The organism is Pseudorhodoferax soli, from assembly GCF_003337555.1.
GTDB classification, from domain to species: domain Bacteria; phylum Pseudomonadota; class Gammaproteobacteria; order Burkholderiales; family Burkholderiaceae_C; genus Pseudorhodoferax; species Pseudorhodoferax soli.
On record NZ_QPJK01000003.1, the window covers coordinates 124,048 to 149,414 of the forward strand.

Sequence of the window (25,367 nt, forward strand, 5' to 3'; positions counted from 1 at the left end):
CCTGCCCGAACGCAGGAACGCGGTTTGCCGCCCAGGCGCCATGCACAAGGAGCCCCCCATGCATTCCGACGACCAAGCCTCGGCGCCGGCCGGCCAGCCTCTGGCCCTGCGCGTGAACGGCCAGCCGCGCAGCCTGGTGCTGCAACCCTGGGTCAGCCTGCTGGACATGCTGCGCGACCGGCTGCAGCTGACCGGCACCAAGAAGGGCTGCGACCACGGCCAGTGCGGTGCCTGCACCGTGCTCGTGGACGGCCGGCGCGAGCTGAGCTGCCTGGCACTGGCGCGCGCGGGCTGCGACATCGTGACGGTGGAGGGCCTGGCGGACGGGGAGCGCCTGTCGCCCTTGCAGCAGGCCTTCATCCGCCACGACGCGCTGCAGTGCGGCTACTGCACGCCGGGCCAGCTGTGCTCGGCCGAGGGCCTGCTGCGCGAAGGCCAGGCGCGCACGCTGGACGAGGTGCGGGAACTCATGAGCGGCAACCTGTGCCGCTGCGGCGCCTACGTGCAGATCGCCCAGGCCGTGGCCGAGGTGGCGTTCGGCCCGGGCCCGCATGCCAGCGAGCGCGCCGACCGGCCCATCGTGACGGGAACGGTGCCGGGATGAACCCGTTCGACTACGTGCAGGCGGCCGATGCAGAGCAGGCGCTCGCGCTGGTCGCCGAGGCCGGGCCGGGCGGCGATGCGGCGCAGGCGCCGCGCTTCATCGCGGGCGGCACCAATGTGCTGGACCTCATGAAGGAGAACGTGCTGCGGCCCGCGCGGCTCGTCGACCTGAAGCGCCTGCCGCTCGACCGCATCGAGGCGCTGCCCGATGGCAGCCTGCGCCTGGGCGCCCTGGCGCGCAATGCCGACACGGCCTACGACCCGCGCGTGCGCGCGGCCTTGCCGCTGCTGTCCAGCGCGATCCTGGCCGGCGCCTCGCCGCAGATCCGCAACATGGCCAGCAACGGCGGCAACCTGCTGCAGCGCACGCGCTGCCTGTACTTCTACGACACGGGCACCCCGTGCAACAAGCGCACGCCGGGTGCCGGCTGCGCCGCCATCGGCGGCCTGGCGCGCCAGCATGCGGTGCTGGGCGCCAGCGCGGCGTGCATCGCCACCCATCCCTCGGACATGTGCGTGGCCCTGGCGGCGCTGGACGCCCGGGTGGAGCTGCGTGCGCTGCGCGGCACGCGCACCGTCGCGCTCGTGGACTTCCACCGCCTGCCGCAGGACCAGCCCGAGCGCGATACCGTGCTGGCGCCCGGCGAACTGGTCGAGGCCATCGTGGTGCCGCCTTCGCGCCAGTACGCGGCCCACAGCGTCTACCTCAAGCTGCGCGAGCGCCAGTCCTACGCCTTCGCGCTGGTCTCGGTGGCGGCGGCGCTGGACCTCGCGCCGGACGGCCGCATCCGCAGCGCGCGCCTGGCGCTGGGCGGCGTGGCCCACAAGCCCTGGCGCCTGCCCGCGGCCGAGGCGCTGCTGGCCGGCCAGCTGCCCGCTACCGCGCTGTTCGAGGCGGTGGCCGCCCGGGTGCTCGAAGGCGCGCGGCCGCAGGGCGTGGGCCTTGGCTGCAACGCCTTCAAGATCCCGATGGCGCGCCGCGCCATCGTGCGTGCGCTGGGCCAGGCCGTCCAGGGCACGGTGACCAACACCGGAGACAACACGGCATGAACCCGCTCCCGACGTCCCAGCCGCTGCAGGCCCGACCCATTGCCGAGCCCGGCACCGGCCCGGTGGGCCCCGGCGATGCGCCGGCCCGCGTGGACGGCCGTGTCAAGGTCACCGGCCAGGCGCGCTACGCGGCCGACCACGGCGCACCGGATATGCTGTTCGGCGTGGTGGTCAACAGCACGGTCGCGCGCGGGCGCATCGAGGCGCTGGAGACGGCCGCCGCGCTGGCCGTGCCAGGCGTGGTGGCCGTGCTCTCGCACCTGAACCGGCCGCGCAGCCGCCGGCTGGACCTGTTCTACAAGGACATGACGGCTCCGTCCGGCTCGCCGTTCAAGCCCTTGCATGGCGACACCGTGCTCTACAGCGGCCAGCCCGTGGCGCTGGTGCTGGCAGAGAGCTTCGAGGCGGCGCGCCATGCCGCCTCGCTGGTCACGCTGCGCTATGCGCCGCTGCCGCACGACACGGACCTGCTGGCCAACCTGGAACGCGTGCACCGGCCCAGCCGGCTCAAGGCCGGCTACTCGCCTCCGCCCCAGCCCACCGGCGACGCGCAGGCCGCCTTCGAGGCCGCGGCCGTCCGCGTCGATGCGCAGTTCTACGCCGGGCCCGAGCACCACAACCCGATGGAGATGCACGCCAGCACGGTGCTGCGCGACGCCGACGGCCACCTGACGGTGCACGACAAGAACCAGGGCGCGCAGAACTGCCGCTGGGTGGTCTCGCATGTCTTCGGGCTGTCCAGGCGGCAGCTGACGGTGCGCAACGCCTATGTGGGCGGGGCCTTCGGCTCGGGCCTGCGGCCGCAGTACAACCTGCTGCTGGCGATGATGGCGGCGCTGCAGTGCCAGCGCCCGGTGCGCGTGGTGCTCACGCGCCAGCAGATGTTCACCTTCGGGCACCGGCCCGAGACCTGGCAGCGCGTGCGGCTGGCGGCGCAGGCCGACGGCCGGCTCACGGCCGTGCTGCACGACGCCATCGCCGCCACCTCGCGCCTGGAGGACTACGTCGAGGTCGTCGTCAACTGGTCGGGCCAGCTGTACCGCTGCGACAACCTGCGCCTGCGCTACGGCCTGGTGCGGCTGGACCAGTACACGCCCATCGACATGCGCGCGCCCGGCGCGGCCCATGGCCTGCATGCGCTGGAGGTGGCCATGGACGAGCTGGCCCACGCCCTGGCGATGGACCCGCTCACGCTGCGGCTGGTGAACCATGCCGAGCGCGATGCCGCGCGTGGCCTGCCGTACTCCAGCAAGGAGCTGCGCAGCTGCTATGCCGAGGGTGCCGCGCGCTTCGGCTGGGACCGGCGCCCGCCGGCGCCGCGCAGCATGCGCCAAGGCCATGAACTCGTCGGCTGGGGCATGGCCACGGGCCAGTGGGATGCGATGCAGATGTTCGCGCGCGCCAGCGCCGTGCTGCACGCCGACGGCCGGCTGGTGGTGGCCAGCGCGGCCAGCGACATCGGCACCGGCACCTACACCGTGATGGCGCAGATCGCCGCGGGGGCCATGGGGCTGCCGCTGGAGCAGGTGGAGTTCCGGCTCGGCGACTCCACGCTGCCGGTGGCGCCGGTGGAGGGCGGCTCCTCGCACGTGACCACGGTGGGCTCGGCCGTCGAAGGCGTGTGCGAGAAGCTGCAGCGCCAGCTGCTGCGGCTGGCGCGCGAGCTGCCGGACTCGCCGTTCTCGGGCGCCCGCTGGTCCGACGTGCGCTTCGCCGAAGGCGCCATCGTGCTGCGCGGCGGCACGGCGCTGCCGTACCCGCGGCTGCTGGCACTGGCCGGCCGCACGCACGTGCAGGAGAAGTACCTGATGCTGCCGCGGCTGCTGCAGCAGAAGAAGTACGTGCGCGCCGTGCACTCGGCGGTGTTCTGCGAGGTGCGCGTGGACGAGGACTTCGGCACCGTGCGCGTGACGCGCGTGGTCAGCGCGGTGGCGGCCGGCCGCATCGTCAACCCGCGGCTGGCGCGCAGCCAGGTGATGGGCGGCATCGTCTGGGGCATCGGGCAGGCGCTGCACGAGGAGACGCTGGCCGACCACCGGCTGGGCCGCTTCATGAACCACAACTTCGCCGAGTACCACATCGCGACCAATGCCGACGTGCACGACATCGAGGTGGTGTTCGTCCCCGAGGACGACCGCATCGTGAGCCGGCTGGGCGCCAAGGGCGTGGGCGAGATCGGCATCGTGGGCGTGGCCGCGGCCATCTCCAACGCGATCTTCCACGCCACGGGACGCCGGCTGCGCTCCACGCCCATGACGCCGGACAAGGTGATGGCGCCATCGCCCGAATGGCCCGCGGGCGATGGCGCCACCGGCCTGCCGCTGGTGCCGCCGGCCACGCACGAGCCCGGCTGAGCCGCCAGGCGCTGCGGCGGCCGGCCAGGCGGCCTGGCGGCCTGGCTAGTCCGGCGGTGCCGGCCGGCTCGGCAGTTCGCCGGCGTGGGCCCGGATGCGGTCGACGCAGCCCGCGAGGTCGGGGATCAGGGCGAGCGAATCCAGTGCCAGCAGCAGCACGTCGCGGCTGAGCCGGCAGCTGTCGTGCATCCTGAGGAGCTTGTCCAGCAGGTCGTCGGCCAGCGCGTGCATCTCGTCCGATGCCTCGGCCGAGGCCAGTGCGTGCCGGCACTGCTCCAACTGCTCGCGGGTCACGTGTCGGTGCATGGCTCTGGGGGGAGGCGGTGCCGTCGGTGCCGGGCGGGCCGCATCTGGTTGTTGCTGCTGGGTGCTGGCCGGGGCCGGGAAGGCGGTCCGGCGACTGTACGCGGACTTTCGTGCAGGACAGCCATGTCCATGGCTTCGGCAGGTGCAAGGGCAAAGGGCGGCGTGGCGCCGGTCCCCGCCCCGCGTGGCCCGCAGGCTGTTGCACGGCCCTGGCCGGGGCCAGGTGCGCGGGCGGTGGTGCAGATGGTGTGCTCCCGCGTGGTGGTGCACCGCCGGCACCGTGCCGGCGGCTCGCCGTAGCGAGGCAAGCCGCGTGCCCGGCCTTCAGCGCGGGGCCGGGCGCGTCCAGCCCAGGCAGCCGGCCAGCGGGCCCTGGCCGACCAGCAGGGCCCCATCGCCCAGCAGCCGCCAGGCCTGGTGCGGCTGCGCCATCTGCACCGCCCAGACCCCATCGCGGGCCCACAGCACGCGCGCATCCAGCCGCGCCAGCGCGTCGAAGGCGCGGGCGCCCGCGGTGCCGGGCGCGAAGACCACGAGCACCTGGTCGGCGTCGGCCGCAGGCAGGGCCGCCAGCGGGCCGGCCAGCAGGGCCGCCAGGCCGAGCGCCACGGCGCCGCTGCGGCCATGGCCGGCGCCCGGGCCCGGTCCAGCGGCGGGCGGCGGTCGGCGCCGCCACCACAGCGCGATCGCCAGTGGCAGCAGGCCGAAGGCCGCGAGCCAGCCCAGGTCCCAGGGCAGCGGATCGGCCACGTCCATGCGCACGCGGTGCAGGCCCAGCAGCCAGTGCGAGAGCAGGGCGTCGAGCACATGCCACAGGCCGAAGCCGACCAGGGCGGCGCTGCCCAGCACGCGCCCGGCCGCGGGCCCGCTCAAGGCCCGCCGCGCGCGCCACAGCAGGGCCAGGCCCAGCAGCGCCAGGAGGTACATGAGGGCATGGAACAGCCCGTCCGCCAGCAGCTGCAGGCGCAGGTCGCGCACGCGCTCCAGGCCCGACAGCAGGTGGTGCCACTGCAGGACCTGGTGCAGCACGATGCCGTCGAAGAAGCCGCCCAGCGCGATGCCGAGCAGCAGGGCGGCGCGCCCGGGCGCGGGTGCCGGTGCCGTCATGCCGCGCCGCGCCTACTTCGGCGTGCCCAGGATGCTGCCGGAGTCGCTGTCGCGCGGCGTGCTGCTGCCCTTGCGGTAGCCGGGCGGGTGCTTCTCGTCCCGCTCGGACCGGGGCGCTGCGCTGGCCGACGCGGCGGAACTGGGCGGGCGCGGCGTGCCCGCGCGCGTGGTGCCGTCCTGGCGCGGGTTGGACCCTTCGCCCACGGTGGGGCGCGGCGGGCTGCTGGTGTTCTGGGCGTGCAGCGGTGGCAGCAGGGCGCCGAGCAGGGCTGCAGCGGCGGTGAGCGTTCGGACAGTGCGCATGGTGTGGTTCTCCGGTGGTGGGCGGCGGTCAAGGGGTGCGTGCTGGCGTCCGGGTCGTCAGCCCGGGGTGCGCGGCGCCTCGCGCTCGCGCGCGCTGCCGGGCGGACGGCCGGCGGCCAGCTGGCGCGCCTGCGCGAGATGGCGCTGCAGCATGGGCAGGTGCTTGCGCGCGAAGGCGCGCACGTCGGCATCGCCGGCCTTGTCGGCGGCCTCCGTGAAGCGCTCGACCGCGTCGGCGTAGGCATCGGTGTCCAGGTGCTCGCGGTAGCGCCCGTCGAACTCGCCGTGGTCGGCCCCTTCCAGACGGCGCAGCTGCGCGCGCAGCACCATGGACGGGCCTTCCGGCAATTCCACGCCCTTGCGTTCGGCCAGGCGCCGCAGCTCGGTCTCGCTGCGCGCGAAGTCCTCGGCCAGCCGGCGTGCGAAGGCCGCCAACTGCGGGTCCTTGGCCTTCTGCGCGGCCAGGCGGGCGGCGGGCACCTCGGCCATGGCGAGCTTGGCCGCATCGTTGAGGAAGGTGGTGTCCACGCGCGTGAGGAAGGCCTGCTCGCGGCCCTTGCGCACGCCGTCCTCGCCCGCGAACTCCGGGCCGTTGTCGGGCCGGGTGTTGCGCGTCGCATCGGCGGCGCGGTGGCCGGCCCCCAGGCCGGTGTCGGGCTGGGCGTGCGCGGCCAGGGCCACGCACAGGGCCAGGCCGGTGGCGGCGTGCAGCAGCGGCTGCGGGAAGGGGGCGGTCATGGTGCTGTACTCCGGTGGCATCGTCGCCGCCCATGCTCGGCCCGCGCGGGGCCTGCGCCTGTCTAGCGAAGGCGAAGCCGCTTGTAGGAGCCGGGCCTGTCCGCAGGTGTGCGCGCGTCCTTCCCCGCGGGACAGGCGCTCAGGGTGCCGGGGGGCTGCGCCGCAGCAGGTAGGTGTCCATGATCCAGCCGTGCGCCACGCGCGCGCTGTCGCGCAGGCGGGCGATGGGCCCGGCCACATCGGCCAGCGGGCCGTGCCGCAGCAGCTGCTGCGGCAGCCCGAGGTAGGCACCCCACCAGATCGACACGCCGGCGGTCTCCAGGCCGCGGAAGGCGCAGCGCCCGTCCAGCAGCACCGCCACGGTGTCGGCACCGGCGGGCCAACCGCCCGTCTCCAGCCGCCGCCCGGTGGTGACCGTGACGGGGCTGTTGATGGCGTTGAGCGGGATGGCGTGCGCGGCCGTCAACGCCTGCAGCGCCGTGATGCCGGGCACGACGCTGGTGCGCAGTGCGGTCCGGCGTGCCAGCCGTTCGGCGATGCGCAGCGTGCTGTCGTACAGCGAGGGGTCGCCCCAAACCAGCAGGGCCAGCCGCCCGCCGCCGGGCAGGTGCACGGCGATGGCCGCCAGCCAGGCCTCGGCGATCGCGTCGTGCCAGCGTTCGACGGCACCGGCGTAGTCGCTCTCTGCACCCTCGCGCACCGGCATGTCGAAGAAGGCGATGCGCGTGCCCGTGGTGACGACGGCCGAGCAGATCGCCAGCCGGACGTCCGCCAGGTCGGCCTTGCCTTCGCCCTTGCGCGGGATGAGGATCAGGTCGGCCGCGTTGAGCGCGCGCTCGCCCTGCCGCGTGATGTGGTCGGGATGGCCGGTGCCGATGCCGACCAGCGCCAGCTCGATCATGCGTCGCCGCCCGCGGGAAAGCGCGGCGTGGCGCCCAGCGGGCGGTAGCGGCGGTCGTAGTCGGCGGCGTAGAGCCGGCTCGTGCCGAAGTCCTCGGCGCCGAGGTTGGCGCCGACCAGGATCAGCGCGGTGCGGTCCATGGTCTGGCCGACCTCGGCCTCGATGCTGGCCAGCGTGCCGCGCACCACGCGCTCGTCGGGCCAGCTGGCGCGCCAGACCACGGCCACCGGGCAGTCGGGCCCGTAGAACGGCAGCAGTTCGGCCACCACGCCCGCCAGCACATGGATGGACAGGTGGATCGCCAGCGTCGCGCCGGTCGCCGCGAAGCGGGCCAGGGCCTCGCCCTCGGGCATGGACGAGGCGCGGCCCGAGGTGCGCGTCAGCACCACCGACTGCGCCCGCCCGGGCAGGGTCAGTTCCTGCGCCAGCGTGGCGGCCGCCGCGGCGAAGGACGGCACGCCCGGCGTGACCGTGAACGGGATGCCGAGCGCGCGCAGGCGGCGCAGCTGCTCGCCCATGGCCGACCAGACGGACACATCGCCCGAGTGCAGGCGCGCCACGTCCTGGCCGGCGGCGTGCGCGGCGCGCAGGGTCTCGACGATCTCGTCGAGCGACAGCGGCGCGGTGTTGACCACGCGCGCGCCCGGCGGGCAGAAGGCCAGCACGCCCTCGGGCACGAGCGAGCCTGCGTAGAGGCAGACGGGGCAGGCGGCGATCAGGTCGCGGCCGCGCAGGGTCAGCAGGTCGGGGGCGCCGGGGCCGGCGCCGATGAAGTGGACGGTCATGGTTCGCAGGGGTCGGTGGGATGGGGCCGGGCCGCGGCCAAGGCCGCCGTGGCCTGCCGGTCGCTGGAGACGGCGCGTGTTGCGAGCAGCCGCGCGCCGGGCCCGGCGGCCGCCAGCGCGGCGGCCTCGGCCAGGCTGCGCCCGCCGTAGCGCGCGGGCGCGAAGGCACTGGGTGTGGCGGGCTGCGCGGCCAGCAGGGGCAGGGGCACGCCGACCAGCGGCAGGCGCAGCTCCGCGGCGAACTGCGCCAGGGCGGCACTGTCCATCTTGTCTTGCGCCGTGGCCACGGCGCGCAGCACGGGCGGGGCCGGCAGCGCGGCGCAGGCGGCGCGCAGCGCATCGTGCAGCGACGCGGCGCCGGCGCCGGAATGGAAGCCCACGCCCAGCACCGTCACAGCTGCACGCTCCACTGCACGATGGGGCGAGACGGCGCCCAGCTGCGCAGGCGCCCGAGTGGCGCGGCCTGGGCGATGTCGATGCGCAGCAGCGTGCCGCCATGGCTGGCGTGCAGCTGCAGCAGCAGGGCTTCGGTCTCCAGCGCGACGGCATTGGCCACCAGCCGCGCCACGGGGCTGGCGGCGCGCAGCGCCTCGAACAGCGCCAGGTCGAAGCCGCCGCCGGCGAAAATGGCCTGCGCCGGCGCCAGTCCCGCCAGGGCCTCGGGCGCGCGGCCGGTGACGACCTGCAGTCGCTCGGCCACGCCGAAGCGCCCGGCATTGGCCTGGATGTTGGCCGCGCGGGCCGCATGCTGCTCCACGGCGCAGGCACGTCCGCCCGCCAGGCACCACTCGATGGCGACGGAGCCCGCGCCGGCTCCCACATCCCACAGCAGCTCGCCGGGCCGCGGCGCCAGTGCTGCCAGCGTCAGCGCGCGCATGGGCGACTTGGTGATCTGCCCGTCGTGCGCGAACGCCGCATCGGGCAGGCCGGCGGCGCGCGGCAGGCCCGCCGCGCCTGCCGGCTCCAGCCCCACGGCCACGGGCGTTGCGATGCCGGCCAGGTCCAGGTCCAGGTCCAGGCCCTGGGCCGTGGTCCGGTGCACGCGCTCGCGCGGGCCGCCCAGGGCCTGCAGCACCCACAGCGTAGAGCTGCCGAAGCCCTGGTCGCACAGCCATTGCGCGAAGCTGCCGACGGCCTCGGCCGACGCCAGCAGGCACAGCAGCCGCGCGCCGGGATGCAGGTGCACGCGCGCCACGGCGAACGGCCTGGCATGCAGGCCCAGGCAGGCGACCCCCTCCAGCGGCCAGCCCAGCCGCGCGGCCGCCAGCGAGAAGGTCGAGGGCGCCGGGTGCGCCGTCCACTCGTCTGGCGCCAGATGCGCGGCCAGCGCGCCGCCGGCGCCGAACCAGAACGGATCGCCCGAGGCCAGCACGGCGACGCGGCGGCCGCGCAGCGCCAGCACCGGCGCGAGGTCGAAGGGCCGCGGCCAGGCCTGGCCGCGCGCGCCCGCCTGGGCCAGCGCGAGGTGGCGCGGGCCGCCGAAGACGAACGCGGCCTGCTCCAGTGCCGCGCGGCCGGCACCGGACAATCCGGCCAACCCGTCTTCTCCGATGCCGATGATGTCCAGCCAGCGCTCAGCCACGCCCCGCCTCCTGCTCCTGGGCGGCACCACCGAAGCCCGCCAGCTCGCCGAAGCGCTGGCCACGGCCGGCGTGGACGCCGTCTACTCCTATGCCGGCCGCACCCAGGCGCCGCTGGCCCAGCCGCTGCCCACGCGCGTGGGCGGCTTCGGCGGCGTGGCCGGCCTGCGCGCGTGGCTGCTGGCGCAGCGCATCACGCAGGTGGTGGATGCGACCCACCCCTTCGCGGCCCGCATGAGCGAGAACGCGGTGCAGGCCTGCGCCGCGCTCGGCGTGCCCCTGGTCGCGCTGGAGCGGCCGGCCTGGGTGGCGCAGTCCGGCGACGACTGGCGTGAGGTGCCGGACATGGCCGCGGCCGTGGCGGCCCTGCCGGCCGCGCCCAGCTGCGTGTTCCTGGCCATCGGCCGGCAGGCCCTGGACGCCTTCGCCCAGGCCCCGCAACACCACTACCTGCTGCGGCTGGTGGACGCACCGCTGCAGCCGCTGTCCCTGCCGCAGGCCACGCTGGTGCTCGACCGCGGCCCGTTCACGGCCGAGGGCGACCGGCAACTGATGCTGGCGCACGGCAGCACGCATGTGGTGGCCAAGAACGCGGGCGGCAGCGGCGCCCGCGCCAAGCTCGACGCCGCCCGCAGCCTGGGCTTGCCGGTCATCATGGTTCAGCGGCCGCGGCTGGCGCCGCGGACCAGCCTCGGCTCGGTGGCCGAGGTGATGGCCTGGCTGGCGGCTCACAAGGCCGCCCTCGGCGTGTAGACGAAGCGGCCGACGCGCCGGGTCGCGGCATTGCCCACCAGCACCACGGTGCGCATGTCGGCCATCTCGGGCCTGGCCTCGGCCAGCGTCACGGTGCGCAGCCGCTCCTCGGGCGTGCCGACGGCGCGCGCGAAGACGAGCAGGCGTTGGGGTTCGCAGGCCTCGCGCAGCAGGGCGAGGATGCGCGCGAAGCCATCGGGCCGGCTGGCCGAGCGCGGGTTGTAGAAGGCCATGGCGAAGTCGGCACCGGCGGCGGCGCGCACGCGCGCCTCGATGGTGGCGGCCGGCTTGAGGTTGTCGCTCAGGTTGATCGCGCAGAAGTCGTGCCCCAGCGGCGCGCCGGCCCGGGCGGCCGCCGCCAGCATGGCGGTGATGCCGGGCAGCACGCGGATGTCCAGCTGTTGCCACGCGGGCGCCGCCTCCAGCGCCTCGAACACCGCGGACGCCATCGCGAAGACGCCGGGGTCGCCCGACGACACCACCACCACGCGCCGCCCGGCCGCGGCCATGGCCAGCGCGGCCTGGGCGCGCGCGATCTCCTGGCGGTTGTCCGACGGGTGCAGGCGCAGCCCTTCGCGCGGCGCGACGCGCGCCACATAGGGGATGTAGCCGACCACGTCGGTGGCCTGGTCCAGCGCCTGGGCGACCTCGGGCGTGCGCATGGCCTCGTCGCCCGGCCCCAGGCCCGCGATGCACAGCCAGCCCGGGCTCACTCCAGCACCTCGGGGCGGCGCCCCTGGCCATGCACCAGCACGATGGCGAAGTAGGGGCAGTCCGCGCCGTCCACCTCGGCCAGCGGCACGATGCGTTCGCCGGGCATGGTGCCGCGCTCCACCAGCCAGGCGGCGTCGAGCCGGCCGGCGGCCTGCAGCGCACGCCGCACGCGCGGCAGGTTGCGGCCGGTCTTCATGACCACGAGCGCATCGGCCGAGCGCATGTGGCGCTCCAGTTCCGCATCGGGCAGCGTGCCCATCAGCACGACGAGCACGTCGTCGCCCCAGGTGATGGGCAGCTGGGTGGCAGACCAGCAGCCCACCATGCCCGGCATGCCCGGGATCACCTCCACCTGGGCGCGGCCCTGCAGCCGCGTGTGCAGGTGCATGAAGGAGCCGAAGAAGAAGGGGTCGCCCTCGCACAGCACCACCACATCCTGCTGCTGTGCCAGCGCCGCCAGGCGCGCGGCCCAGTCGTCGTAGAAGGCGGCGAGGCAGGCCTTGTATTCGGCGCTGCCGAAGTGCAGCTCGGTCGTGACCGGGTACTCCATCGCGTACTCCTGCACCTCGGGCGCGAGCATGCCGTCGACGATGCGCCGGGCCTGGCCGGGCCGGCCGCGCTTGCGGAAGTAGGCGACATGGCGGGCCGTGCGGATGGCGCGGTCGGCGCGCACGCTCATGAGTTCGGGGTCGCCAGGGCCCAGCCCGGCGCAGAGGATGCGGCCCATCAGATTTCCTGGCGGCTGGCCAATGCGTTGACGGCGGCCACCGTGATGGCCGAGCCGCCCAGCCGCCCGTCCACGACGATGGCCGGCGCGGGCAGCGCCTCGATCAGGGCGGCCTTGGATTCGGCCGCGCCGACGAAGCCCACCGGGCAGCCGACGATGGCCGCGGGCCGCGGACACAGCGGGTCCTGCAGCAGGTTGAGCAGGTGGAACAGGGCGGTCGGCGCGTTGCCGATGGCCACCACGGCACCGGCCAGCAGCGGGCGCCACAGTTCCACGGCGGCGGCGCTGCGCGTCGTCCCGAGGCGGGCCGCGAGGGCGGGCACCTCCGGTTCGTGCAGCGTGCAGACGACGCGGTTGTCGGCCGGCAGCCGCGCGCGCGTGATGCCTTCGCTGACCATGCGCGCATCGCACAGGATGGGCGCGCCGGCCTCGAGCGCGGCGCGCGCGGCCTCGGCCGCGCCGGCGGAAAAGCGGATGTGCGGCGCCAGCTCGACCATGCCGGCGGCATGGACCATGCGCACGGCCACCATCTCCTCGGCGGGAGAGAAGCGAGCGAGCGCGGCTTCGGCGCGGATGATGGCGAACGAGGCGCGGTAGATCGCCGCGCCGTCGGTCTCATAGCGGTGGGGTGTCGGTGGCGTCATGGGCCGGGGCGTCTTGTGTTGTTGTGGTGGTGTTCCATGCGCAGGCCAGATGGGAGGCGAGTTCGTCGGCGCGCAGCGCGTGCCGGTCGGGCCGCGACGAGGCCTTGCCGTGGCGGACCAGGTCGTAGCCGGCCGGCGTGGCGACCAGCGTGACCGTGGGCTCGGCATGCGCGCAGCCCTTGCTGCAGCCGGAGACATGCAGCAGCCCGTGCGCCGGCACGAGGCCGGCCAGCGCGCGGGCCAGCGGGCGCGTGGCGCCCACCGCCTGGCGGCAGCCCTCGGCACCGCTGCAGGCGACGACGCGCAGCAGGGGGTCGGCCGGGTCGGTCAGCAGCCCGGGCAGCCCGGGCAGTGCCGGTGCGCTGCGCACGCCTTCGACCAGCAGCATGCGCCAGGGCGTGAGGCGCAGCGCGCCCAGCTCGGCAAGGCGCGCGAAGGTGTCGGCCTGCAGCTGGCCGAACGCGGCGGCCACGAGCCAGCCGCCGGGCACCGGGCCGGGCTGCGGCCTGGGGCCCGTGCGCTGCGGCAGCGGGGCGGGTTGGAAGCGGGGCGGTGGCGCGGCAGCGTCGCCGCGGGCGAACCAGTGCGCCAGTTCCATGGCGATGGCCACCGCGTCCTGCGGCGTGGCGCGGGCCGCCAGCGGCACGCGGTCGGCGCGCACGACCAGGCCCTGGCTGTCGCGCTCGATGCGGACATGGGCGGGGGTGGCGCGCAGCACGGGGGCGGCGCCGCAGTCCACAGCGAAGCCGAACTTGGCCGGCAAGGCGGGCGCACCGGGCGCGGCCAGGGCCCGGGCGAGTTCGCTGGCCAGGGCGCAGGCGAGCGCCAGCGTGGCGTCGCCCGGCTCGCCGAACGGTGTGACGACGATGTTGCGGCGCTGTTCCGCTGCGGCATCGGCATCGACCAGGCCCAGGGCCTTCAGCCCGGCGAGCAGCTGCGGATGGCTGCCCTGCGCCACGCCGCGCAGCTGCAGGTTGGCGCGCCGGGTCAGCTCCAGCGTGCCCTGGCCATGCGCTGCGGCGAGCCGCGCGATGCCGGCGGCCTGCGCGCGCGTGAGCCGCCCCGCGTGCGGCCGCACGCGCACGATCCAGCCGTCGCCCGAGGCCATGGGCCGCAGGGCACCAGGGCACCAGCCATGGACGGTGGGGAGGGGGGCCGCAGGCAGCGGTGCCGGCGTGGCCGAAGGCGCGCGCATCTGTCCTCTTGAACGGTACGGGCCGGGGCCCGGGGCTGCCGTGCGTGGCAAGAGGGAATGCGGTCGGATGGCTATGGGTCGTGCGCAGCCATGGGACCCGCATCGCCCACCGCAACGCCAGCTCGGAACAACAGGCCGGTCTCCGGGCTCGCGAGTTCCGGGCGCCTGTCGCGACACCCGACGCTTGCGGCAACCTTCCCAGGTGCACCGACCCAGTGGTTGTGTTTGCCGCTTGCTTCTCGCACACCGTTGCGGGGGCAGCGCCGGCATCGTGCGGCCCCGAAGGCGCGCACACCGGCTTCCCGTTTAACCCGGCGCGCTTGTGTCGCCGGGCACCTGTTGCAGCGGCGGATGGTAGCAGCCCGGGGGCTCAGCCTTCTGCTTCGATGTCGTTCTTCTTGAGGCCGCGGATGTTCATGGCCGCCAGGCCCACCTGCAGCGCGACCAGGGCCCAGCCGCTGGTGTACACGCCCCAGACCACCCACAGCACGTTGCTGAGCAGGAAGACCCAGAAGCCGTAGGCGCGCCGCTGTTCCGAGGCCGATGCGACGAGCCAGGCGGCGGCGAGCGAGGCGGCCATGGCGGGCCATTGGAGGAGGTCGATGAGGTCCATGGTGGGTGGCGCTGCGGGCAAAAAGTGAAGCCGCCACCCTAGCGCCGGCGCAGGGCTCTCGCCTGTCGAGCAGATGCCAGCCTGCAGGTAGGACGCTGGCCGACCCTGCGGCTGGTGCCGGCGCCGCGCCTTGGTGAACGCGCGCAGGCGCAGTCCGCACGCCGCGGCAGTGCGTGCGGCTTCAGCCCGGCGCCACCGGGTGCCCGGGCTGGCCGGTGCCCGCGGTCGTCATGGCCGGCCTCCCAGGGTCTGGGAGAGGGTGCGCGCCTCTTCCAGCAAGGCCTTGGCCAGCGCCTGGGTGGTGCCCTTCGTCAACTGGTCGGTCACCCCCACGGCGACCAGCGCGTGCGTCATGCGGGCCTGTGCCGTCGTGACGGGCGCCGCGATGACCGTGATGCCGCTCATGTAGTGGCCGTGGTCGATGCCGAAGCCCTGGCGGCCCGCCGCCTGGACCTCTTTCTGCCACTGCGCGAAATCGGGCGGGTTGTCCCAGCGCAGCTGCCTGAACTGCTTCAGCAGCTCGGCAGGGGACAGCGCCGCATGCGCCGCCACGAGCCGGCCGGTCGCGCTGGTCAGCGCGGGAAAGCGGCTGCCCACCTCGACGTAGAAGCTGAACGGCGAGCGCGAGCGCGCCAGCGCGAGGACCACGAGGTCTTCGATGCCGGCCACCTTCACGCCGATCGTCGTGACGTTCCAGTCCTCGGCGATCTTGTCCAGCACCGGCTGGGCCAGCGTGTGGAAGGGGTTGTTCTCGGCCACGCTGCGTGCCAGGGAGAGCACGCCGACGCCGAGCGTGTAGCGCTTGGTCGATGCATCCACCTGGACCATCTGCTCCTCGACCAGCGCGCGCAGGATGTGCAGGCAGGTGCTGGTGACCATCTCCAGCTCCTGCGAGATGGTCTTGAGCGTGGAGGGTTCGGTCTGCCGGGCCAGGAACCGCAGGATGGCCAGGGCGCGGGAGACGGCCGGAACCGGCCGCACGCGGGCGGTGGCTGGGCGCTTGGAAATGGGGGATGTCGGGGCCATGGGGGCGTGTGGAAAGCGTCCCGAGGATACGTCCCTTTGCCGCGCGAGCAGGCCGTCGAAAGGCGTTGGTGTCATGCTGGCAAATTGTCTATAGACAATTGATAGTTGTATTTGACAATTGTAGGGCCCAGGCAAAAAAATGTCTCCATCGACAACGGAGACATGGACATGACGCAGTTGACGCAATTCAGTTCGTACGCAGATGCACAGGCGCACTGCAGTGCGGCTGCCCTGTGGGACTTGTTCGACGGCGACCGCGAACGCCTCAACATCGCCCACGAATGCATCGACCGGCATGTGGGCAGCGGCCGCGATGCGGTGGTGCTGGTGCGCGCCGAGGGCCAGGACGAAGTCCTCGGCTTCGCGGCGATCGCCGAGGCGTCCTCGCGCTTCGCCCACCATCTGGTGGCACGTGGCGTGCGGCCCGGCGACCGCGTCGCCGTGATGCTGGAGCCCTCGCTGGCCTTCTACGCCGCGATCTTCGGCGCGATCAAGATGGGCGCGATCGCCGTGCCGCTGTTCACGCTGTTCGGCCCCGATGGCGTGCGCCTGCGGGTGGCCGACTGCCGGCCGCGCATCGTCGTCACCAACCCCGAGAAGTCGGCCGCCGTGCCGGCGCAGGACGGGCTCGAGGTGCTGATCGCCGATGCGGCCTTCCTGGCGGACCTGCGCGGCTACCCCGCGTCGTACGCGGTGAACACGCGGGCCGACGACCTGGCGATCTTCCAGTACACATCGGGCACGACCCGCGAGCTGCCGGACGCCGTGAAGCACACGCACCGCGCGCTGGTGACGCTGATGCTCGCAGCGCTGTACGGCACCGGCGTGCGCCCGGGCGACCGCTTCATGTGCCCCTCGTCACCGGCCTGGGGGCACGGGCTGTGGCACGGCACGCTGGCGCCCCTGGCCATGGGCGCCACCGTGGGCGCCTACGCCGGCAGGTTCAGCGGCGAGCGGCTGCTCGAGGCCCTGTCCACGCACCGGTTCAACAACCTGTCGGCGGCGGCCACGCACTACCGCATGATGCGCAACTCCGGCGCCGCCGGGCGCCATGCCTACGTCCTCGACAAGCTGTCCTTCACCGGCGAGCCGATCGACAGCGAGACCGCCGCCTTCGCCGAGGCCACGTTCGGCCACGCCGCCTGCAGCATGTACGGCACGACGGAGATCGGCGTCTGCCTGGTGAGCTACCCGGGCGCCGAGGACTTCCCGGTCAAGCCGGGCGCGTTGGGCAAGCCCGTGCCGGGGCTGCGCGTGGAGGTCCAGGATGCCGCGGGCAGGCCTTGCGCGCCGGGCGTGACGGGCGAGCTCAAGCTGTGGCGCAAGGGCGAGTGGGTCGCCACCAAGGACCTCGGCCGCGTGGACGAGGACGGCTACTTCTGGCACGGCGGCCGCGCCGACGACGTGATCATCTCGGCGGGCTGGACCATCGGTGCCGTCGAGGTCGAGGACGCCATCCTCAAGCACCCGGATGTGCAGGAGGCCGCGGCCATCGGCGTGCCCGATGCCTTGCGCGGCCTCGTCGTCAAGGCCTTCGTCGTGTCGAACCGGCCCGCCAGCGCCGCCTTCGCCCAGGAGATCCAGGACGGCGTGCGCGCCCGCCTGAGCCAGCACGAATACCCCCGCCAGGTCGCCTTCGTCGCAGAGCTGCCGAAGACGCCGGCCGGAAAGATCCACCGCAAGAAGCTGCGCGAGCAGGAAGCGGCCCTCGCCGAGCTGGCCGACCAGGCCTCGCTCGCCCCCCAACCCTGAACCGTTCCACCACAAGGAGACAGCATGTCTACGACCACCGAGCGCACCTTCCCGAAGATCACCGACGAGGGCCTGGAGGACCTGCGCAAACGCATCGGCCTGAAGATCGGCGCCACCGCCGAACCCTGGTGCTACGAGGCCACGCGCGACAACATCCGCCACTACGCCCATGGCATCGGCGACGACAACCCGCTGTGGTGCGACCCCGACTACGCGGCCAAGACCGCCTACGGCGGCATCATCGCGCTGCCCAGCTTCCTGTTCTCCACCAGCCGCATCGTCTCCGGCTATGTCGGTGGCCTGCCGGGCGTGCACGCCATGTGGTCCGGCGCGGACTGGCAGTGGCACCAGCCCGTCAAGCGCAACGACACGATCTCCACCGAGGCCTACCTGAAGGACCTGGTCGAACACCAGACGCGCTTCGCCGGCCGCGCCGTGCAGCAGATCTACCACGTCGACTTCTTCAACCAGGACGGCGACAAGGTCGCCGAGGCGGACAGCTGGTGCTTTCGCACCGAGCGCGACCATGCCCGCGAGCAGGGCAGCAAGTACAAGGGGGTGCGCGAGCGCGCGCCGCGCCGCTACACGCCCGAGGAGATCCAGGAGGCCTACAAGCTGTATGCCCAGGAGGAAGTGCGCGGCAGCACGCCGCGCTACTGGGAAGACGTCAAGGAAGGCGAGGCGTTGCCGGTAATGTTCAAGGGCCCGATGACGGTGACCGGCTTCATCGCCTACGCGCAGGGCTGGGGCGGCCTGTACATCCGCGCCAACAAGCTGGCCTGGCGCCTGATCGACGCGCACCCCGGCGTGGGCATCACCAACCGCTTCGGCATCCCGGACGTGCCCGAGCGCGTGCACTGGGAGGAGGACTTCGCGCTGGAGGTGGGCGCGCCCGGCGCCTACGACTACGGCCCCGAGCGCACCTCCTGGATGACGCACCACCTGACCAACTGGGCGGGCGACGCCGGCTTCCTGCGGCGTTCGCACTGCAAGATCCGCCGCCACAACCCCGAGGGCGACATGCTCTTCATCAAGGGCATGGTCAAGCGCAAGTTCGTGGAGAACGGCCGCCACCTGGTGGAGATCTCGCAGGAGGCGCACAACCAGGACGACGAGCTCTCGGTGCTGGGCTCCGGCGTCGTCGAGCTGCCCTCGCGCGGCTGAGGCCGCGCCCGACCCGAAGCGGCCCCTGGCGGGGCCGCCGCTCCCCCTCTTCGCAAGGCCCCGCGGCCGGCCCGGCAGCCGGCTGGCGCAGCCCTGCCTTCACGAGACCGGCCATGGAACGTCCCACACACGGCGGCGCGCACGCCAGCGGTGCCCTCGCAGGACTGCGCGTCATCGACCTCTCCAGGGTGCTGGCCGGGCCGCTCTGCACGCAGATGCTGTCCGACCACGGCGCGGATGTCGTCAAGATCGAGCCGCCGACCGGTGACGAGACCCGTGGGCTGGGGCCGCCGTTCGACCGGCACGGCGACGCCGCCTACTTCACGGCCGTCAACCGCGGCAAGCGCGGCATGGCCATGAACCTGGCCGACCCGGCCGGGCGCGAGACCTTGCTGCGCCTCGTCGAAGAGGCCGACGTGCTGGTCGAGAACTTCGTTCCCGGGACGATGGCGCGCTGGGGGCTGGACTACGAGACCTGCCTGCGCCCGCGCTTTCCCCGGCTCGTCTACTGCACGGTGACCGGCTTCGGTGCCGACGGGCCGCTGGGCGGCCTGCCCGGCTACGACGCCGTGCTGCAGGCCATGTGCGGCCTCATGAGCGTGAACGGCGACGCGGCCTGCGGCCCGACGCGGGTGGGCATTCCCATCGTCGACCACCTGACGGCCTACGTGGCGCTGTCGGGCATCGTGATGGCGCTGCACGAGCGGCACCGCTCGGGCCTGGGCCAGCGCGTGGAGGCCACGCTGTTCGACACGGCGATGAGCCTGCTCGTGCCGCACGCGGCCAACTGGATGTACTCCGGAACGGCGCCGGGCCTGCTGGGCAGCGCCCACCCGAACATCGCGCCCTACGACCGGTTCGCCTGCGCGGACGGGCTGGTCTTCCTCGGCATCCTGAACGACCGGCAGTTCGCGAAGTTCTGCCAGTTCGTGGGCATCGCGCCGCTGGCCGACGATCCGCGCTTCGCGACCAATGCCGACCGCCTGGCGCACCGGGCGGCGCTGCGCAGCGCGATCGAGGCGGCGCTCGCCGGGTGGCATCGCGAAGCCCTGTGTGCGCAGCTGATGCGCATCGGCGTGCCGATCGGCCCGGTGAACACCGTGCCCGAGGCGTTCGCGCAGCCGCATGCGGCGCACCGCGGCGCCTGCGTGGAGATCGGCGGCTACCGCGGCGTCGGGCTGCCGGTGGTGCTGTCGCGCACGCCGGGCGCGCCGCAAGGCGAGCCGCCGCGGTTCGGCGAGCACGCCAGCCAGATCCTCGGCGAGGCCGGCATGGCCGAGCCGCACATCCGACAGCTGGTGGAGCGGGGCGTCCTCCACCAGCGCCCGCCGCCTTAGCACGCCGTTCCGTTCCACCACCAACATCCAAGGAGACAACGACATGACAGCAATCCGGTTCCTCATGGCCTGGGCGCTCGCGTTCCTGAGCGCCGCAGCCTGCGCCGCCAACTACCCCACCAAGCCGATCCGCATCATCGTGCCGTACCAGGCGGGGCAGGGGACGGACGTGGCCTCGCGCTACATCGCCGACCAGCTGGGCAAGAGCCTGGGCCAGGCCGTGGTGGTGGAGAACAAGGCCGGCGCGGGCGGCAACATCGGCGCCGCCGAAGCGGCGCGCGCGCCCGCCGACGGCTACACCTTCGTGATGGGGACCAACGGCACCCATGTGCTGAACCAGTTCCTCTACCCGTCGATGCCCTACGACAGCGAGAAGGACTTCGAGCCGGTCGCGCTCGTCAGCACCTTCCCGATGGTGATCCTCGCCAACGCCGGCGTGCCCTATGGCAGCCTCGCCGAGTTCCTGGCCGAGGCCAAGGCCCATCCCGACACCGTCGCCGTGGCCTTGCCGAGCACCACGGCACGCCTGGTGCTGGAGCTGCTCCAGCAGCAAAGCGGAACGCAGCTGCGGGCCGTGCCGTACAAGGGCTCGGGCACCTCCATGACCGACCTGATCGGCGGGCAGGTGCTGGTCGGGATCGACACGGCCAGCGCGGCGCGGCCCTTCGTCGCCAACGGCCGCCTCAAGGCCCTGGCCGTGACCTCCCGGCGTGAGTCGGCGCTGCTGCCGGGGGCCCGGAGCGTGGCCGCGTCCGGCCTGGGCGATTTCGAGGTGCTGGCCTGGAACGGGCTCTACGCGCCGCGGGGCACGCCGGCCGCCATCGTCCAGCGGATCAACGCGGAGCTGGTCAAGATCCTGGCGCAGCCCGACGCGCAGCGGCGCCTGCTGGAGCTCGGCCACGAGGCGGCCGGCGGCACGCCCGAACAGCTGGCGGCCTTCGCCGCGGCGGAGCGCAGGAAGTGGGGCCCGCTGGTGAAGGGCGTGGGCCTGAAGATCGACTAGCGCGCGGCGGCTCAGCCCAGCGCCGTGTCCAGCACCATCATGAGCACGAAGCCCAGCAGCAGGCCGCCGGTGGCGAAGGCCTCGTGGCCCTGGCGGTGCGACTCGGGAATGATCTCGTGGCTGATGACGAACAGCATGGCGCCCGCCGCCGCGGCCAGCCCCCAGGGCAGCAGCCCGGCCGACACGGTCATCAACGCGGCGCCCATCACGGCGGCCACGGGCTCGATCAGGCCCGAGGCGACGCCGATGCCGGCGCACAGCCAGCGCCCGTAGCCCACGCTGCGCAGGGCCAGCGCCACGACCATGCCTTCGGGCACGTCCTGGATCGCGATGCCGGTGGCCAGTGCGCTGGCACCGAAGCTGTCGGCGCCCCCGTAGCCCACGCCGATGGCCAGGCCTTCGGGAAAGTTGTGCAAGGCGATCGCCAGCACGAACAGCCAGGCTCGGCGCAGCGAACGCGCGCGCAGCCCCTCCGTGCCCTTGACGAAGTGCTCGTGCGGCACCAGCCGGTCGATCAGCATGAGCAGCGCCGCACCGAGCAGCAGGGCGCCGCCGACCTGGGCGCCTGCGCCCCAGGGCCCGGCGCCCTGGGCCTTGGCCGCGGCCAGCGCTGGCAGCACCAGCGAGAAGGCGCAGGCGGCCAGCATCACGCCCGCACCGAAGCCCAGCAGCGTGTCGCAGGTGCGTTGCGACATCTGCTGGCGCAGCAGCACCGGCAGCGTGCCCAGCGCCGTGGCCAGGGCTGCCATGCCGCCGCCGGCCAGCGCGCCCAGCAGGCGCGGGTCGTCCCAGGGCAGCGCCTGCCAGGCCCGCACGGCCAGCAGCACCAGGCCGACCACGAGGATGAGCGTGCCCAGCGCGCGGCGCCAGGGCCGCAGGGTGCCGGCTGCCACGGGCGCGTGCATGGCGCTCAGCCCTGGACGGCTTCCTCGATCGACGCGGCCTGGCCCAGCGTGCCCAGCTTCTCGTCGGTGGCCTTCTCCTCGGCCAGCGAGGCCTCCAGCAGCGGCACGGCGTCCATGAAGCCGAGCTTGGTGGCCAGGAGCACCAGCGTGGTGTAGCTGGCGATCTCGTAGTGCTCGACCTTCTGCGCCGCGCCGATCAGCGCGACATCCAGCACGGGGCCCTTGTCGATCTCGTCGATGAGGTCGTTGCCTTCCTCCACCAGGCCCTCCATCGCGGCGCACTTGATGCGCTTGAGCTTGAGGCCCGTGAGCTCCACGATCTGGTCGATGCGCTCGACCTGCCCGCGCGTTTCCTCCAGATGGTCGCGGAAGGCCTGCGCCAGTTGCTCGTCGGAGGCGGCACGCGCCATCTTGGGCAGCGAGCGCGTCATCTGTTTCTCGGCGCTGTAGGTATCGGACAGTTCATGGATGAACAGTTCGCGGACGGTTTTGACAGCCATGGGTGGACTCCTGTGTCGGTTGGAAAAGTTGCGCGCCGGCCTGGGAGGGCGCGACGCGGTGATGGTGGCGGCGGCCGTGGGGCACCGGTGTAGGGCCTTGCCGGTGCGCGGCTCCCGGCGGGCATCCGGTGCGCGTGTGGGAACCGGTTGACATGCCGGAGCAGGTCTTCATGCCGGCTTGGCGACCATGAGCCAGAAGATCGCGAGGAAGGCGCCCAACGCCGGCACGCCCAGCGCGAACCACCAGCGGAAGTAGCGCCAGTAGAGGGGCGGCAGCGGGCCGCCCTCGCGCAGGGCCTGGGCCGCCACATCGCGCAGCCGCATCTGCAGCCACACCACCGGCAGCCAGCAGGCCATCGCCACCACGTACAGGGCGATCGACCAGTGCAACCAGCGGGCCGCCAGCGGAAAGCCCGCCAGGTGCATGAGCCACCAGCCCGTGAGCGGCTGCAGCACGGCCGTGGTGGCGGTGAACAGCCAGTCCGCCCGCACCACCCAGCGCGTGACGCCGGCCGTCAGCGCCACGTCGCGGCTCATGCTGGCGACCAGCAGGTAGAAGGCCGTGCCGATGCCGGTGCCGAACAGCACCGTGGACGACAGGATGTGCAGCCACTTGACGGGCAGGTAGTCCATCGCGGTTCAGCGCGTGCGCTGCGTGGCCCACAGCACGCCGATCAGCGCGAGCATGGGCAGGTTCTTGGACAGCGGGCCGTAGGGGTGGAGCCACCAGTGCGGCATGCGCAGCGTGATGAGCGCGGTGTAGCCCGCGATCAGCAGCAGCTGCGCGCACCACACGCGCCCCATGTGGCGCGGCGGTGCCAGCAGCGTCGCCAGGCCCAGCGCCAGGTCGAGCAGGGCGCCGGCGTACAGCGCGACGAGGGCCGGCCGGCCCTGCAGGCCGAAGTCGGCCAGCAGTTCCAGGCTGCCCGCCACCGGGTACAGCCCGAGCGAGACCGCGGCGGTCCACAGCCAGACCACGGCGACGCTGGCGCGCCCCAGCGGCAGCAACACCTGCAAGGCGGCGGCCTGGCGCAGCGCGGGCCGTTCGGACGGCGCGACGAAGGCCGCGGGCGCGCGCGGCGCGTGCCCCAGCAGCCCGGTGATGGCGGCGGCCTCGGCCGTGTTGCCGCGCAGCAGCATGCGCACGGCCTCGGCATCGACGGTGCTGCCCGGGAGCCGGCCCAGCACGCCGGCCGCCGCCACCGCCAGGCGCGGTGGAACCGGCAGCACCCAGGCCGCGCGCCGCCAACCCAGGGCGCGGCGCAGCGTGGCCAGATAGGCCTGCAGGCCCAGCGGCTGCGGGCCCACGGCAGCCAGTGTCATGCTCTGCGCGGCGGGATCGTTGATCCAACACAGGATGGCCTGCACCAGGTCGTCCAGGTGCAGCGGCTGCACCTGGGCCGGCGTGGCCGGCAAGGCGATCAGCGGCAGCGCGGCGAGCCCGTGGAACAGCCGCGTGCTGGCACCCGCAGGCGCGTAGACCAGCGAGGGCTGCACGACGAGGGAGGTCAGCGGCAGCGCGCGCAGGGCCGTGTCGGCGGCGTGCTTGCTGCGGTGGTAGGCGCTGGCCGCCTGCGCACCGCTGCCCAGCGCGGAGATCTGCACGGCGCGCCGCACGCCGGCCCGGGCCGCGCCCTCGAACAGCGCGGTGGGCGCCTGCCGGTGCAGGGTGTCGAAGCGCTGGCGGCCGTGTTCGCGGAAGATGCCGACCGCGTTGACGACCAGGTCCACGCCCCGCAGCCGGTCTGCCCACCATGGGGCGAGCGGCACCTCGGCCAGGTCGGCCTGCAGCGTGGCCATGGACGGTTCGGCCGGCTGCCGGCACGGCGCACGCATGGCCGCAACCACCGCGTGGCCCTGTTGCGCCAGCGCGCGTGCGAGGGCGCTGCCGATCAGGCCGGAGGCGCCCGTCACCAGGATGCGCAGGGGCGCCGTGCTCACGGCTCGCGCCCGGGGGGCGCGGCGGGCCGCTCCTCTTCACCGGCGCGCTGCACGGCCCAGGTGCCCAGGGCCAGGCCCAGCGCGAAGGCGGCGTAGGCGCCGGCCAGCGCGGGCTTGGACAGGCGGTGCTCGAAGCCCGGCGTGAAGCGCTTGGGCGTGAGCTGGAAGTCGACGAAGCAGGCCAGCGCGCTCGTGGCCGCGCCGCCCAGCAGGGCGCCCTGGGTGCTGCGCAGCGCCGGCTGCCTGCGGCAGGCCAGCGCGAACAATCCGGCCCAGAACACCGAGGCGACGTGGTGCGTGGCATAGCCCGTCCCGGTGTGCGTCAGCCCGGTGTCGTCGCGCCGCAGTGCCTCGTCGCCCCAGTACCAGTGGCTCACAGCGTTCAGCGGCGCGGCGGCGCTGCCGCTCTCGCGGCGGCCCGCCCATGCCAGAACGCAGGTGGACAGGAGGCTGGCCAGGCTGCCGGCCACGAGGCCGTGCAGCGCCGTGGCGCGTGCCGATGGGGGATCCGACGGAAAGGGCATGCGGAGGCTTTCGCGTGTCAGTGGTGGTGGCGGCGACAGCAGCAAAAAAAGGCGCCCGCCACGCATGGCGGGCGCCGATCGCTGCAAGCAGTGTGCGTCCAGGACGGAGACGCAGGGCCAGTCTGGTGCCTCGCGCTGCACTGGCCAGCCGGCGGTGTTCCACAGGCCCTGTGGGACGCGCCGCGCAGGCGCGAACGTCCGGCTCAGCGCGTCTGGTCGGTCTCGCCCTGGGGCGGCGGCACCACGTCCTCGCGCGGCCGCGCTCCTGCTCCCCGGGCAGGCCGCTCGTGGGTTCGCCCTTGATCGCGTGGTCCGCCCGGGCGAGGTGCAGCACGGCCCGCTTCTTGGCGAGTTCGGCGGCGGGCAGTGGCGGGGACTGGCCTTTGTCTTCGGCGCGTTCGGAATCGTTCATGCAGGTTCTCCTTGGTGTGGTGGGCCATCGGTGCGCAGCCCCGGTGCAATGCTCGGCAGGCCGGCCCGGCAAACGGCGTGCCGGGCGCGGCCGTCAGCAGCCGTCAGCGACCCTCAGCGGCCGTCAGCGCCGCGCCTTGCGCGGGCTGGCGCGCGCTGGGTCGGCGAGGGGCGGCGCCGGCCGGCATGCCGCTGCCGCCACGGCGCTGGCCGCCAGCATCGCGCGCAAGGCTTGCGAGGCCTCGCGGCGCAGGGCGAGGGCGTTCTGCAGTTCCTGCGCACCGGCGGGCGTGAGGCCGAAGCGCAGTGCCCTGCACTCGGCTTCGTACGCCGCCTGGTGGGCCCGCTTCCAGCGCTCGAATGCGTGTTGGAATTCCATGGCGTCAGCTGTGGTGGTGCACGCAGGCTCTCTCGCCATGCCGAACGCGGGG

Annotated in this window: 28 protein-coding genes and 1 riboswitch; of the genes, 8 read left to right on the top strand and 20 right to left on the bottom strand. The window is 73.8% G+C overall.

What is annotated here, in order from left to right; genetic code table 11:
• Nucleotides 1-58 precede the first annotated feature (58 nt).
• Genes DES41_RS12230 through DES41_RS12240 form a run of 3 tightly spaced genes read left to right on the top strand, consistent with a single transcriptional unit; the run spans nt 59 to nt 4,007 of the window.
• Entirely contained in the window at nt 59-604 is a 546-nt protein-coding gene (locus tag DES41_RS12230; protein ID WP_211332963.1) for a (2Fe-2S)-binding protein, read from the top strand.
• Nucleotides 601-1,653, top strand: coding sequence for an FAD binding domain-containing protein (locus DES41_RS12235; protein WP_114467935.1), 1,053 nt, complete (start codon nt 601-603; stop codon nt 1,651-1,653). Before DES41_RS12230 ends, DES41_RS12235 begins: the two co-directional genes overlap by 4 nt.
• Complete coding sequence (locus DES41_RS12240) at nt 1,650-4,007, top strand: xanthine dehydrogenase family protein molybdopterin-binding subunit (RefSeq protein ID WP_114467936.1); 2,358 nt, start codon at nt 1,650-1,652, stop codon at nt 4,005-4,007. Before DES41_RS12235 ends, DES41_RS12240 begins: the two co-directional genes overlap by 4 nt.
• Before the next feature lie 45 nt (nt 4,008-4,052).
• On the opposite strand, the gene DES41_RS12245 is transcribed toward DES41_RS12240, so the two are convergent.
• The 8 genes from DES41_RS12245 to cbiE all read right to left on the bottom strand — a co-directional run bounded on the left by DES41_RS12245 (nt 4,053) and on the right by cbiE (nt 9,729).
• Nucleotides 4,053-4,313 (bottom strand): hypothetical protein, encoded by a 261-nt coding sequence (locus tag DES41_RS12245; protein ID WP_147282843.1) that lies wholly within the window; start codon nt 4,311-4,313, stop codon nt 4,053-4,055.
• A gap of 324 nt (nt 4,314-4,637) precedes the next feature.
• Nucleotides 4,638-5,420: a DUF2243 domain-containing protein gene (locus DES41_RS12250; RefSeq protein WP_114467938.1), complete on the bottom strand. Its 783-nt coding sequence runs from the start codon at nt 5,418-5,420 to the stop codon at nt 4,638-4,640.
• Between the two features lie 12 nt (nt 5,421-5,432).
• Nucleotides 5,433-5,723: a hypothetical protein gene (locus DES41_RS12255; RefSeq protein WP_114467939.1), complete on the bottom strand. Its 291-nt coding sequence runs from the start codon at nt 5,721-5,723 to the stop codon at nt 5,433-5,435.
• A 57-nt stretch (nt 5,724-5,780) separates the two neighbouring features.
• Complete coding sequence (locus DES41_RS12260; RefSeq protein WP_170168158.1) at nt 5,781-6,461, bottom strand: DUF4142 domain-containing protein; 681 nt, start codon at nt 6,459-6,461, stop codon at nt 5,781-5,783.
• Nucleotides 6,462-6,600: 139 nt separating this feature from the next.
• Entirely contained in the window at nt 6,601-7,362 is a 762-nt protein-coding gene (gene cobF / locus DES41_RS12265) for a precorrin-6A synthase (deacetylating) (protein WP_114467941.1), read from the bottom strand.
• Complete coding sequence (cobM, locus tag DES41_RS12270; RefSeq protein WP_114467942.1) at nt 7,359-8,147, bottom strand: precorrin-4 C(11)-methyltransferase; 789 nt, start codon at nt 8,145-8,147, stop codon at nt 7,359-7,361. Before cobM ends, cobF begins: the two co-directional genes overlap by 4 nt.
• Nucleotides 8,144-8,557 (bottom strand): cobalamin biosynthesis protein, encoded by a 414-nt coding sequence (locus DES41_RS12275; protein WP_114467943.1) that lies wholly within the window; start codon nt 8,555-8,557, stop codon nt 8,144-8,146. The genes cobM and DES41_RS12275 overlap by 4 nt, the downstream gene beginning before the upstream one ends.
• Complete coding sequence (cbiE, locus tag DES41_RS12280) at nt 8,539-9,729, bottom strand: precorrin-6y C5,15-methyltransferase (decarboxylating) subunit CbiE (RefSeq protein ID WP_114467944.1); 1,191 nt, start codon at nt 9,727-9,729, stop codon at nt 8,539-8,541. Before cbiE ends, DES41_RS12275 begins: the two co-directional genes overlap by 19 nt.
• On the opposite strand from cbiE, the gene DES41_RS12285 reads away from it, so the two are divergent.
• Nucleotides 9,698-10,480 carry a cobalt-precorrin-6A reductase gene (locus tag DES41_RS12285; protein ID WP_114467945.1) on the top strand — a complete coding sequence of 261 codons (783 nt, stop codon included), beginning with the start codon at nt 9,698-9,700 and terminating at the stop codon, nt 10,478-10,480. The two genes, cbiE and DES41_RS12285, sit on opposite strands and share 32 nt — an antisense overlap.
• Here the strand turns inward: DES41_RS12285 and cobJ are convergent.
• The 6 genes from cobJ to DES41_RS12315 all read right to left on the bottom strand — a co-directional run bounded on the left by cobJ (nt 10,456) and on the right by DES41_RS12315 (nt 15,399).
• A complete protein-coding gene (cobJ, locus tag DES41_RS12290; protein ID WP_281277193.1) occupies nt 10,456-11,193 on the bottom strand; it encodes a precorrin-3B C(17)-methyltransferase in 738 nt (245 codons plus the stop codon). The genes DES41_RS12285 and cobJ overlap by 25 nt on opposite strands.
• Nucleotides 11,190-11,921, bottom strand: a complete 732-nt coding sequence (locus DES41_RS12295) for a precorrin-2 C(20)-methyltransferase (protein WP_114467946.1) — start codon at nt 11,919-11,921, stop codon at nt 11,190-11,192. Before DES41_RS12295 ends, cobJ begins: the two co-directional genes overlap by 4 nt.
• Nucleotides 11,921-12,565, bottom strand: a complete 645-nt coding sequence (locus DES41_RS12300; RefSeq protein ID WP_114467947.1) for a precorrin-8X methylmutase — start codon at nt 12,563-12,565, stop codon at nt 11,921-11,923. The genes DES41_RS12295 and DES41_RS12300 overlap by 1 nt, the downstream gene beginning before the upstream one ends.
• A complete protein-coding gene (locus tag DES41_RS12305) occupies nt 12,537-13,760 on the bottom strand; it encodes a precorrin-3B synthase (protein ID WP_114467948.1) in 1,224 nt (407 codons plus the stop codon). The genes DES41_RS12300 and DES41_RS12305 overlap by 29 nt, the downstream gene beginning before the upstream one ends.
• Before the next feature lie 116 nt (nt 13,761-13,876).
• Nucleotides 13,877-14,115, bottom strand: a riboswitch (cobalamin riboswitch).
• Between the two features lie 15 nt (nt 14,116-14,130).
• Complete coding sequence (locus tag DES41_RS12310; RefSeq protein WP_114467949.1) at nt 14,131-14,373, bottom strand: hypothetical protein; 243 nt, start codon at nt 14,371-14,373, stop codon at nt 14,131-14,133.
• Nucleotides 14,374-14,601: 228 nt separating this feature from the next.
• A complete protein-coding gene (locus DES41_RS12315; protein WP_114467950.1) occupies nt 14,602-15,399 on the bottom strand; it encodes an IclR family transcriptional regulator in 798 nt (265 codons plus the stop codon).
• A gap of 168 nt (nt 15,400-15,567) precedes the next feature.
• Here DES41_RS12315 and DES41_RS12320 point away from each other — a divergent pair, with 168 nt between their 5' ends.
• The 4 genes from DES41_RS12320 to DES41_RS12335 all read left to right on the top strand — a co-directional run bounded on the left by DES41_RS12320 (nt 15,568) and on the right by DES41_RS12335 (nt 20,655).
• The gene (locus DES41_RS12320; RefSeq protein ID WP_114468396.1) at nt 15,568-17,151 is read left to right on the top strand and encodes an acetate--CoA ligase; all 1,584 of its coding nucleotides are present in this window, start codon (nt 15,568-15,570) and stop codon (nt 17,149-17,151) included.
• A 24-nt stretch (nt 17,152-17,175) separates the two neighbouring features.
• Nucleotides 17,176-18,315, top strand: a complete 1,140-nt coding sequence (locus tag DES41_RS12325) for an FAS1-like dehydratase domain-containing protein (RefSeq protein ID WP_114467951.1) — start codon at nt 17,176-17,178, stop codon at nt 18,313-18,315.
• Between the two features lie 113 nt (nt 18,316-18,428).
• On the top strand, nt 18,429-19,652 hold the full coding sequence (locus DES41_RS12330; RefSeq protein ID WP_114467952.1) for a CaiB/BaiF CoA transferase family protein: 1,224 nt from the start codon (nt 18,429-18,431) through the stop codon (nt 19,650-19,652).
• A gap of 43 nt (nt 19,653-19,695) precedes the next feature.
• Nucleotides 19,696-20,655 (top strand): tripartite tricarboxylate transporter substrate-binding protein, encoded by a 960-nt coding sequence (locus DES41_RS12335; protein WP_114467953.1) that lies wholly within the window; start codon nt 19,696-19,698, stop codon nt 20,653-20,655.
• A gap of 11 nt (nt 20,656-20,666) precedes the next feature.
• On the opposite strand, the gene DES41_RS12340 is transcribed toward DES41_RS12335, so the two are convergent.
• The 6 genes from DES41_RS12340 to DES41_RS12365 form a co-directional block, all read right to left on the bottom strand.
• Nucleotides 20,667-21,560 carry a ZIP family metal transporter gene (locus DES41_RS12340; RefSeq protein ID WP_114467954.1) on the bottom strand — a complete coding sequence of 298 codons (894 nt, stop codon included), beginning with the start codon at nt 21,558-21,560 and terminating at the stop codon, nt 20,667-20,669.
• Between the two features lie 5 nt (nt 21,561-21,565).
• Nucleotides 21,566-22,060 (bottom strand): YciE/YciF ferroxidase family protein, encoded by a 495-nt coding sequence (locus tag DES41_RS12345; RefSeq protein ID WP_114467955.1) that lies wholly within the window; start codon nt 22,058-22,060, stop codon nt 21,566-21,568.
• A 168-nt stretch (nt 22,061-22,228) separates the two neighbouring features.
• Nucleotides 22,229-22,693 (bottom strand): DUF2269 family protein, encoded by a 465-nt coding sequence (locus tag DES41_RS12350; RefSeq protein WP_114467956.1) that lies wholly within the window; start codon nt 22,691-22,693, stop codon nt 22,229-22,231.
• A 6-nt stretch (nt 22,694-22,699) separates the two neighbouring features.
• Entirely contained in the window at nt 22,700-24,001 is a 1,302-nt protein-coding gene (locus DES41_RS12355) for an SDR family oxidoreductase (RefSeq protein WP_245965679.1), read from the bottom strand.
• Nucleotides 23,998-24,525, bottom strand: a complete 528-nt coding sequence (locus tag DES41_RS12360) for a hypothetical protein (RefSeq protein WP_114468398.1) — start codon at nt 24,523-24,525, stop codon at nt 23,998-24,000. The genes DES41_RS12355 and DES41_RS12360 overlap by 4 nt, the downstream gene beginning before the upstream one ends.
• 535 nt (nt 24,526-25,060) lie before the next feature.
• On the bottom strand, nt 25,061-25,315 hold the full coding sequence (locus tag DES41_RS12365; protein WP_114467957.1) for a hypothetical protein: 255 nt from the start codon (nt 25,313-25,315) through the stop codon (nt 25,061-25,063).
• Nucleotides 25,316-25,367 lie beyond the last annotated feature (52 nt).